Source organism: Flavobacterium erigeronis, assembly GCF_054075165.1.
The window spans coordinates 1-424 of sequence record NZ_JBSKGP010000032.1 but is presented as its reverse complement, the minus strand read 5'-3'; the positions used below and the strand labels follow the sequence as shown (position 1 = coordinate 424).

Annotated in this window: 1 pseudogene; it reads right to left on the bottom strand. The window is 34.2% G+C overall.

Annotated elements, in window-relative coordinates:
* A pseudogene (locus ACWA1F_RS23955) lies at positions 1–424 on the bottom strand (OmpA family protein); the annotation flags it as partial.

Sequence of the window (424 nt, the reverse complement as noted above, 5' to 3'; positions counted from 1 at the left end):
TTTGAGGTTATTAATTCCTTTGCTATCGCGTTTTAATTTGCCGTTATAATTGTTTCTGGTAAAATAAATTGTTTTTTCGTCAGGCGAAAATGCCACGCAGGCCTCGTGATACTGTGTCGTAATTTCTTTTCCGAATTTTTCTTTAAAAGTAACATTAGACTGCGTTTCGCTAATTTTTCCCAATTGCATGTTGAGATAAGGCTGATCGTTCCAACCGTATTTGCTTGTTTTTACATACGAAGAATCGATTGTTGTGGAGTAGACCAAATCTCCTTTGTAAAACATTGGACCAAAATCAGAATATGCCGAATTGATTTCAATATTTTCCAGTACAAATGAAGGTTTAATGTTCTCAATATCTTCAATTGTCACATTTTTAAGCGAATAATTCTGTGCTCGAACATCGGTAGTTTTTTGTTTAGCA